This window comes from Aromatoleum evansii, assembly GCF_012910805.1.
GTDB lineage: Bacteria > Pseudomonadota > Gammaproteobacteria > Burkholderiales > Rhodocyclaceae > Aromatoleum > Aromatoleum evansii.
This window is the reverse complement of record NZ_WTVK01000216.1, coordinates 1-454: the sequence shown is the minus strand read 5'-3', so window position 1 is coordinate 454 and position 454 is coordinate 1. Positions and strand designations below refer to the sequence as shown.

The window sequence follows — 454 nt, the reverse complement described above, 5'->3', positions numbered from 1 at the left end:
GCTCGGCGTCATCGAACCGCAATCGACCGGCATCGGCGGCGACTGCTTTGCGCTGATCCAGCCGAAGGGCGAGGGCAAGATCACGGCCTACAATGGCAGCGGCCGGGCGCCGATGGCGGCGACCGCCGACTGGTACCTCGAACGCAAGATCCATTCGGTGCCGCTGACCTCGGCGCATGCCGTCAGCATTCCCGGCTCGATCGACGCCTGGGATGTGATCCTGAGGGATCACGGCAGGTTCGGCTTCGACCGGCTGCTGCAGCCCGCGATCAAGGCCGCCGAAGAAGGCTATGTCGTCGCTCCGCGCATCGCGTTCGACTGGAAGAACGGCTTCGAGAAGCTGAAGAACGGCACCAACACCGAGCGCTATCTGCTGCCGCACGGCAAGCCGGCGGTGGCCGGCGACGTGATCCGCCAGCCCGAGCTCGGCAAGACGCTGCGCGCGATCGCGCAG

At 67.2% G+C, this 454-nt stretch carries 1 protein-coding gene; it reads left to right on the top strand.

What is annotated here, in order from left to right:
* A partial coding sequence (locus tag GO615_RS27995) for a gamma-glutamyltransferase (RefSeq protein ID WP_211167422.1) occupies positions 1–454 on the top strand: 454 nt, incomplete at both ends.